This window comes from Pauljensenia sp. UMB3104 (assembly GCF_030217285.1).
Classification (GTDB): Bacteria; Actinomycetota; Actinomycetes; order Actinomycetales; family Actinomycetaceae; genus Pauljensenia.
Genome location: NZ_JASONN010000013.1, coordinates 58,491 through 66,635, shown reverse-complemented (window position 1 = coordinate 66,635; position 8,145 = coordinate 58,491). Strand labels below are relative to the sequence as shown.

Here is an 8,145-nt window from a genome sequence, read left to right as displayed (position 1 = left end):
AAGGATCACACGGTGACCGCACCCATATCAAACGGGCCGACCACCACACGGTTACACCACTATGCGGGACACTACTCAATTCCTTTTCGAGCACCGCTCGGAGAAGCCTTTCCGATGTAGATCGGCTCTATAAGCTTCTCCGCGTTAACAGCAGCAAGCGCCTTATACGCAGGGAATTTCCCGTGATAGTACAGGGCGTACACGCCAGCGCCATCAAATTCTGGCACCAACGCAAGCGGGACCGGGTCTTGGAGATGAAGCGCGTGCACGATTGACTCGGCAAGATTCTCCATCGCAAGGGGGTTAAACGGTTCCATCAACCAACACTCGCTTTCTGACTGTTAGCAACAACATCCGCATGGTCACGTTCTGCAGCCAACGTCAAGTGGCTGCGCACAGAGCTGGCCACAACCTCTGCAAGGCGGACCGGAACAGCATTACCTAGCTGACGCATAGCCTCAGTCCAAGGGCCATCCAACTGGTAGTCATCAGGAAATGTCTGAATACGTGCCGCTTCACGAACGGTGAAGTAGCGAACTCGCCCATCGGCGTAACGCACCATGTTTTCACCGCCGGGAACACCATGCACGCCCGCCTTGAGAGCCTTTGATGGCGAATCGATATACGATCCGGTATGTCCCGGGTAAGCACGCGCTCCCTTCTGCAGCACATGATTTAGGAACCGGGGGCTCCCTTGTTCACGCGGCGTAGGAAGTCCGGCGAGCACATCCCGTACCGTCACCCAGGGAAGTGCCTCATCAGCTTCAGCACGTCCACGCACCTCGATTCGGCGCTGACGCATAGGGACGTTCCAGCGCTCCCAATACTCTCCTGACTCCTGGATTGCTCGCAATGATGCCGCACTATGTGTTGGCTTTGGAAAATGCCATTCAGCATCAACATCTGTTCTGAAACCAACAAAGAATACGCGCCACCGCTGCTGCGGCACCCCGTAGTCTGCCGCATTAACAAGCTTCGTAAGAACACGGTACTGCAGATCCGATCGCACGGAAGTGTGCTCGGATTGCAGACGGGCATAGTGTTCCTGCCACGCTTCACCCTCGCGCGCAACCAGCTCAGGATGCGCAAGACGCAGCTTGATATACGAAAAATAGTCCGAGAATGAGGAGCGCGTGAGTCCACGAACGTTTTCGATGAGGAACGCTCGTGGTTTCATCTGCCGAATGACCTCAGCAGTTGCTGGAAACATATCGCGCGGATCATCAGCAGCCATAGCTTTTCCGCCCAGCGAAAACGGCTGACACGGAGGTCCACCGCTCACAAGGTCGATACCTTCACCAAGCGATGTCCAATCGACATCACGCACGTCGCCCTCGCGAACGTCGATGCCAGAAACGATAGGGAGTCCTCGGTCCCTGTTCAGCCGGAGGGTTTGGCAGCACCACGCATTCCACTCGGCTACAAGCTCCGTAGAAAAACCCGCGAGGTGGGTTCCCAGTAGGAGACCACCGCCACCAGCAAACAGTTCGACGCTTCTCATACGATCATTGTCCCAGTATCCACCTACAACTGCGTACTTCACGCACGGGGTCAGCTGTGGGATCGAGCAAGGTCCTGATTCGAGCGAGCACTTTGCATCTAGGTTATCCAGCTCTTCAAGAAAGCTAGGATCTCACAGCATGCACGACAGCAGCCCTCATCGGTTTAGCCGCTGCAGTGCCAGAACCCGTAAGTTCACAATCACTCAATGAAACCACCAACACCACTGCTGACTCCTTCGCTCGTCCGAATGAAACCGGCGGCACCTCTGCGCCCGACAACTGGATCAAAATCACCCGTTTCTCACCCGCAAAGGCGATGGCGGTTTCAATGCCACTCACATACGAGAGAGCAAAGGTGACACCGGTTTCATGCGAGAGATTTCTGATGCCCCCGGGCGGCGGCAGGGCTAGAGCCACACAAAAGTCGCACATAATTTCCCGCGGTCACTTTTGGAGACCGCCCACAAACATTGCAATTGCAACGATGCAAATTCATGGAGCGAAGAAGCCACAGGGAAATTACGTGCGACATTGGGGTCGCGCCGGTGTGGAGGGCGCCGGAGGGACCGGAGGGCACGGGCGGGCTTCGAGGCGCGGCGCCGAACGAAGTGAGGACGCCTAGCCTCGCGGGCGGCCGGGCCATCCGGCACCCGGAACACCAGCGGAGCCACAAGCACCACCGAACAGAGAAGCCTCAGAACTCCTCGTAGTACTCCGGGTTCTGGTCGGCCTGGCGGCCGTCGGGGCGGCCGAGCGCGCTGATCGCCGCCATCTGCTCGTCAGACAGCGAGAACGAGAAGATGTCGAGGTTCTCGCGCTGACGCTCGGGGTTACCGGACTTGGGCAGGGGCAGCGCGCCGAGCTGGTAGTGCCAGCGCAGGATGAGGCGCGACGGGGACACGCCGACCTCGGAGGCCAGGGCAACGATGGCGGGGTCTTCGACGATGCGCCACTTGCGGCCCAGCGGGCTCCAGGACTCGGTGAGCACGCCGATGCGCGCGTGGTACTCAAGCGCGGAGGCCTGCGGGAAGTAGGGGTGCAGCTCAATCTGATTGACGCTCGGGTATTCGCCGGTCTCGGCGTGCACGCGGTCGAGGTGGTCGGGCAGGAAGTTGCAGACGCCGACGGATCGAATGAGGCCACGGTCGCGCGCGTCCAGCAGGGCTTGGAAGGCCTCGACGTACAGGCCGCGCTTGGGGTTGGGCCAGTGGATCAGGTACATGTCCCAGTAGTCCAGGCCGGCGCGCATGAGGGATTCCTCGACGGTATAGACGGCCTCGTCGTAGCGCTGGTGGCGTCCGGGGAGTTTGGAGACGAGGCGCAGGTCCTCGCGGGGAACGCCGCAGCGACGGACGGCGGCACCCAGGGCACCTTCGTTTTCGTAGTTGAAGGCGCTGTCCAGCATGCGGTATCCGGCGTCGACACCAGAAACCATCGCGGACACGCCCGAGGCACCGCGCAGGTTGTAGGTCCCCAGTGCGATCGCGGGGACGTCCAGGCCGTCGTTCAGGGTGTATGCGGGGATCTCACTCATGTGTCAATCGTAGGCCGGGCCTCGCTGAGAGTTCTACCATGGGAGGTATGGCACAGCTTGAATTGGACGAGGTCCACGCGAACGCGGTGGACTATCAGCATTTCCTTCTTGATTCTCCGACTCCCTATCACGCGGCCGAGGTCGTGGCGCAGCGCCTGGTGGACGCTGGCTTTACGCGCGTCGACGAGAAGGGCGCGTGGGATGCGTCCCCGGGCGGTCACGTGATGGTGCGCGGTGGCGCGGTGGCCGCGTGGTTCGTGCCCGAGACGGTCACCGACGACGCGGGCTTCCGTATCGTGGGTGCACACACGGATTCGCCGGCGCTGTCGGTGAAGCCGTCGGTGCAGTCGACGACGCCGGATGGCTGGGGCCAGATTGACGTCGAGGTGTACGGCGGCATGATGTGGAACTCGTGGCTGGATCGCGAGCTGACGCTGGCAGGACGCCTGATCCTGGCGAATGGCGAGGTCGTTCTGGCTCGCACGGGTCCGATTGCGCGTATTCCGCAGCTGGCGATTCACCTGGATCGTGAGGTGAATCCGGTTGGTTTGAAGCTGGATCCGCAGAAGCACCTGCACCCGGTGTGGACGGTGGATAACCCGTACGGCAACGTGCTGGAGTACGTGGCGCGCACGGCTGGCCTGGATGACGCGTCGCAGGTCGCGGCCTTCGACCTGATCCTCACGCCCAGCCAGGGACCGGGTTTCTTTGGTGACAAGGGCCAGTTCATCGCGGCGTCGCGCCAGGACAACCTGTCGAGCGTGCACCCGGGCCTGGTGGCCCTGGAGCGTCTCGCGGCGCAGGGGACCCCGGAGAGCGGCGACGTCACGGTGTTCATGTGCTTCGACCACGAGGAGGTGGGTTCCGGCTCGCGCACGGGCGCGGCTGGCCCGATCCTGGAGACGGTGCTGCGTCGCACGGCGACGGCGCTGGGTCGCGATGAGGATGGCTTTGAGCGCATGCTTGCGGCCTCGTCGTGCGTGAGCGCGGATGCGGCGCATTCAGTGCACCCGAACTACGCGGATCATCACGATCCGGATAACCGTCCGGTGATGGGTCGCGGCCCGGTCCTGAAGATCAACTCGAAGCAGCGTTACGCGACGGACGGCGAGGGCATTGCCCTGTGGAATCGCGCGTGCGCGGCGGCGGGAGCGGTGTCGCAGAGCTTCGTGGGCAACAACGCGATGCCGTGCGGCACGACGATCGGCCCGATCACGGCGACCCGCCTGGGGATCCTGACGGTGGACGTGGGCGTGGGCCTGCTGTCGATGCACTCGGCGCGCGAGATGAGCCACGTGGATGACCTCCTCACGCTCTCCCAGGTGCTCGAGGCGTACTGGCGCGGCGCGTGAGCGCATGAGCGCCCGGATCGCCCGCGCGCGGTGAGCCCGAAGGGTGAAGCCGTGCGCGCGGCACCCGCAGCGCGGCGCGTGAGCGCATGAGCGCCCGGATCGCCCGCGCCCGGCGAACCCGAAGGGTGAAGCCGTGCGCGCGGCACCCGCAGCAGGGTGCCTGAGCGCATGAAGAAATCCCGGCCTCGTCAATCAGTCGACGAGGCCGGGATTCTTGCGTCTGTCAGGCGTTTCCTCAGAGGGAGGCAACCGCGGTGACGGTGACGGGCACGTTGCCGCGCGTGGCCTTGGAGTAGGGGCACAGCTCGTGGGCGCGGTCGACGAGGGCCTGGGCGCGGTCGAGCTCGACGCCGGGGATGACAACCTCGATGTCGGCGGTCAGGGCGAAGGAGTCGCCTTCGGGGCCCAGCCCGATCGTGGTGCGCACGAGGGAGTCGGTGGTGTCGATGCCCAGTTCCTTGGCGGCCAGCCCCATGGCGCCCTGGAAGCAGGCGCCGTAGCCCATGGCGAAGAGGGCTTCGGGGTTGGCGCCGTCGCCGGGGCCGCCCAGTTCCTTGGGGGCGCGCATGACGTGGGTGATGCCGAGTGCGGGGACGGAGGATGTGCCGGCGCGGCCGCCCGTGGAGTCGGCGGTGACGGAGTATGCGATCTTGCTAGGTGTATTCATGCCCCTATTCCACCACTAGGACTTCAGTCCCGCAAGGGGTTTGACACAAAGACAAGTAGTTCCGCGCGCTCAAGGACAAGGCCGGGGCAAGCCAGCAGGAAACGCGACCTCAGGCGGTCAGGAAGTCCGCGTCGGGGCGGGCGCTCAGGGCTTTGGCGACGGCGCGGCGGAAGCGGTCGTTCATGGGCGGGAGCTGGTCTCCGCGGAAGAACGCAGTCTCGCTGTTTTCGCCGTCTGCGGGGTTGGGGTCACCACTCACCCACTGCGCTGCGAAGGCGACGTCCAGGTAGGTGGTGACGTCGCCGTTGTAGTAGGTGACGGGGCCGACAACCTCGACGGAGAGGAGGCGGCGCACCTCGATGCGAACGTCGGCTTCCTCCAAGGCCTCGCGCGCGGCGGCGATCGCGGGTTCCTCGCCGGGGTCGACGATGCCGGTCACGGGGGTCCATGCTCCGTTGTCCGAGCGGCGCACGCACAGGATGTCGACGGCCTCGGGCGCGATGGGACGTTCCCAGTCGATGGGCGCACAGCCCGCGGCGGGGCGCAGGATGACGACGGTCGTGCCGGGCATCCACAGGGGCGCGTGACCGACGTGTCGGCGCAGCTCGAGGACGAAGTCGGGGGTAGCCATGGCTCTAGTCTACGGCGCTCACAGGAAGGACGTAATGATCGGCAGGAGCAGGATCTTGACGATGATCGCGAAGGCGAAGAGGGTCGCGTAGGCGGCCTCGATGCGCTCGTCGGTCACGCGGGCATCGGCGGCCTGCAGGACGGCCGGCTGGCCGAGGAAGCCCGCGACGCCACCGGCTGCACGAGGCGCCGACAGGCCGATGAACTTCGCACCAATCGCCTGGAGGCCGCAGCACACAACGACCATGACGGCGGCGAGGAGGGCGGCGCTCCAGCCGTCGGGGCTGCCGAGCAGGCTCGCGAACTGCGGGCCGGCGTTCAGGCCGAGGGCCGCGAGGAAGAGCATGAGGCCGATCTGGCGAATCGTCAGGTTCGCGGCGGCGGGCAGGGTCCACACGAGCGGGCCGGTGCGGCGCAGCGCGCCGAGCAGCATGCCGACGATCAGCGGACCAGCGGCGGCACCCAGCTGGAAGCCCTGGCCGCCCGGCAGCGGGAAGGACACGATGCCCAGAAGCAGGCCCAAAACGAGGCCGATGCCAAAGGCCATGCCGTCAACCTCGGCGACGCGGCGCTCGGAATCGCCGAGCCACTCGGCGATGTCGTCGAGCTCCTCCGTGGGGACGACGACCGCGACGTGGTCGCCGAGCTGGAGGTCGAGGTCGTCGCGGGCCAGGAGGTCCAGGTCGCCTCGGCGCACGCGCGTGATGACGGCGCCGAAGCGCTTGGTGACGTTGAGCTCGGAGACGCTGCGGCCCGCGACGTCAGGGTTAGACACGACGATGCGCTCGAATGCCAGGTCGGAGCGATCATCCTCGAGGTTGTGGTCGAGGATCTCACCGACGAGGGGTGCTGTGTCCTTGATCGACGTGGGATCGCCGACCATGACGACGTGGTCGCCGGGCAGCAGGTCCTCGCCGGGGGCGATGACGCGCGTGCGGCCATCACGTCGCAGGTAGGACAGGCGCACACGCTGCTCACGCCACGCTGCAATATCACGGGTGTTGATCTGCTTGGTCACGTGCACACTGACGGCCTCAAGGGACGCGCCCGCCAGGGAAGGCGTGTCCTTGGGACCCAGCCACTTCCTCGTCACCGTGAGGGTCACGATGAGGATGCCACCGATGACGCCAACCGGATAACCGAAGGCGTAGCCGACCGCGGCATTTGCGTCCCCCGTGAGACGCGTGGCCGTATCGAGGGCAGGCGCGGCGGTGAGGGCGCCCGTGAACAGGCCCGAGGTCAGGCCGGACGACAGGCCGAGGAGACGTCCGCCCGCGAGCGCGATAGCCGCGCCGACAATACACACGATCGTCGTCAGCGCGAGGAGGTTCGTCTGCTTGCGCAAATCCTGGAAGAAGGTCGCTCCCGCAGAGATGCCGACGCAATACACGAAGAAGGCCAGGCCCATCGGCTGGACGATCGACATGTGCGTGCTCACGACCTCGGGGTGGACCGCCGAGACGATGAGGCCGACGAAGAGCGCGCCGGCCGCACCGAAGCGCAGCGGGCCGATCCGGATGGCCCCGATCGCCGCACCCAACGCAACAACGACAAAGAGCGCGAGCAGGGGCGAAGACGTGAAAAGAGAGGCCATACCTTTCAGAGTACCTGTCATCCCGAACACGATCAGGGAGAGTGGATAACTACGCACGTTATGAAGCTCACGGATTGGCTACACTGATGCGAGAAACTGAAAGGACGGTCATGTCTCAACCAGCACCCGGATGGTATCCAGACCCCGCAGGCTCTCCCCGCCTGCGCTGGTGGAACGGTGGCATGTGGACCGAGCAGTACCAGCCGATGCCCACCCAGCGCCAGGCCATGCCTCAGCAGGCCATGCCTCAGCAGGGCTTCCCCCAGCAGGGCATGCAGCAAGGCTTCCCGCAACAGGGCGGCCCCCAGCAGGGCGCGCCACAGAACTTCTCACAGCAGGGCTTCCCACAGCAAGGTGGACCCCAGCAGGGTATGCCGCAACAGGGTTTCCCCCAGCAGGGTATGCCGCAGCAGGGAGCTGCCACCAGCGCTCAGGCTGGCATCGCACAGGGCGGCGGCGCACAGCAGACGAACACCCAGAAGGGCCCCCACCTGCCGTCCAACAAGCAGGCACCGACCGTCTCCTCGAATCCCTACGGCTCCGAACCCAAGTTCGACCAGCCAAAGAAGGACGCGCGGGATAAGAAGGCCGGACAGACCAAGGACTCTCAGACCTCCTCGCGCTGGAAGATCGCGACAGTCGCAGCGTGGGTGGCCGTCGTCGTTTTCGCAGTGACGACGATCATCGCGGGCACCTCCTACAGCCACGCACGTGCGGAGCTCGCACCCGCGGTCAGCGAACGTGACGACGCTCAGGCCCAGCTCAACCAGGCACAACAAGAGCTTGATCAGGCCCAGAAGGAACTTGAGGAGTTGCAGAAGTGAGTTACGTTCCCACCCCCGCGCAAGCACCCACGCGACAGGCTT

The 8,145-nt window shown here is 64.7% G+C and carries 8 protein-coding genes; 2 read left to right on the top strand and 6 right to left on the bottom strand.

What is annotated here, in order from left to right:
* Positions 1-71: 71 nt before the first annotated feature.
* The 3 genes from QP415_RS07550 to QP415_RS07540 form a co-directional block, all read right to left on the bottom strand.
* Complete coding sequence (locus QP415_RS07550) at positions 72-317, bottom strand: Eco29kI family restriction endonuclease (RefSeq protein WP_285099593.1); 246 nt, start codon at positions 315-317, stop codon at positions 72-74.
* The gene (locus QP415_RS07545) at positions 317-1,501 is read right to left on the bottom strand and encodes a DNA cytosine methyltransferase (RefSeq protein WP_016460444.1); all 1,185 of its coding nucleotides are present in this window, start codon (positions 1,499-1,501) and stop codon (positions 317-319) included. Before QP415_RS07545 ends, QP415_RS07550 begins: the two co-directional genes overlap by 1 nt.
* Positions 1,502-2,196: 695 nt before the next feature.
* The gene (locus QP415_RS07540; RefSeq protein WP_285099592.1) at positions 2,197-3,036 is read right to left on the bottom strand and encodes an aldo/keto reductase; all 840 of its coding nucleotides are present in this window, start codon (positions 3,034-3,036) and stop codon (positions 2,197-2,199) included.
* A 47-nt stretch (positions 3,037-3,083) separates the two neighbouring features.
* Here QP415_RS07540 and QP415_RS07535 point away from each other — a divergent pair, with 47 nt between their 5' ends.
* Positions 3,084-4,388, top strand: coding sequence for a M18 family aminopeptidase (locus QP415_RS07535; RefSeq protein ID WP_285099591.1), 1,305 nt, complete (start codon positions 3,084-3,086; stop codon positions 4,386-4,388).
* Between the two features lie 235 nt (positions 4,389-4,623).
* Here QP415_RS07535 and QP415_RS07530 read toward each other — a convergent pair whose 3' ends face one another.
* The 3 genes from QP415_RS07530 to QP415_RS07520 form a co-directional block, all read right to left on the bottom strand.
* Positions 4,624-5,055, bottom strand: a complete 432-nt coding sequence (locus QP415_RS07530; RefSeq protein ID WP_016460447.1) for an Ohr family peroxiredoxin — start codon at positions 5,053-5,055, stop codon at positions 4,624-4,626.
* A 109-nt stretch (positions 5,056-5,164) separates the two neighbouring features.
* The gene (locus QP415_RS07525; protein WP_016460448.1) at positions 5,165-5,686 is read right to left on the bottom strand and encodes an NUDIX domain-containing protein; all 522 of its coding nucleotides are present in this window, start codon (positions 5,684-5,686) and stop codon (positions 5,165-5,167) included.
* Positions 5,687-5,704: 18 nt separating this feature from the next.
* Complete coding sequence (locus QP415_RS07520; RefSeq protein WP_034474828.1) at positions 5,705-7,279, bottom strand: aspartate:alanine exchanger family transporter; 1,575 nt, start codon at positions 7,277-7,279, stop codon at positions 5,705-5,707.
* A gap of 110 nt (positions 7,280-7,389) precedes the next feature.
* Between QP415_RS07520 and QP415_RS07515 the strand changes: the two genes are divergently transcribed.
* Positions 7,390-8,103, top strand: a complete 714-nt coding sequence (locus QP415_RS07515) for a DUF2510 domain-containing protein (RefSeq protein ID WP_285099590.1) — start codon at positions 7,390-7,392, stop codon at positions 8,101-8,103.
* Positions 8,104-8,145: the final 42 nt, after the last annotated feature.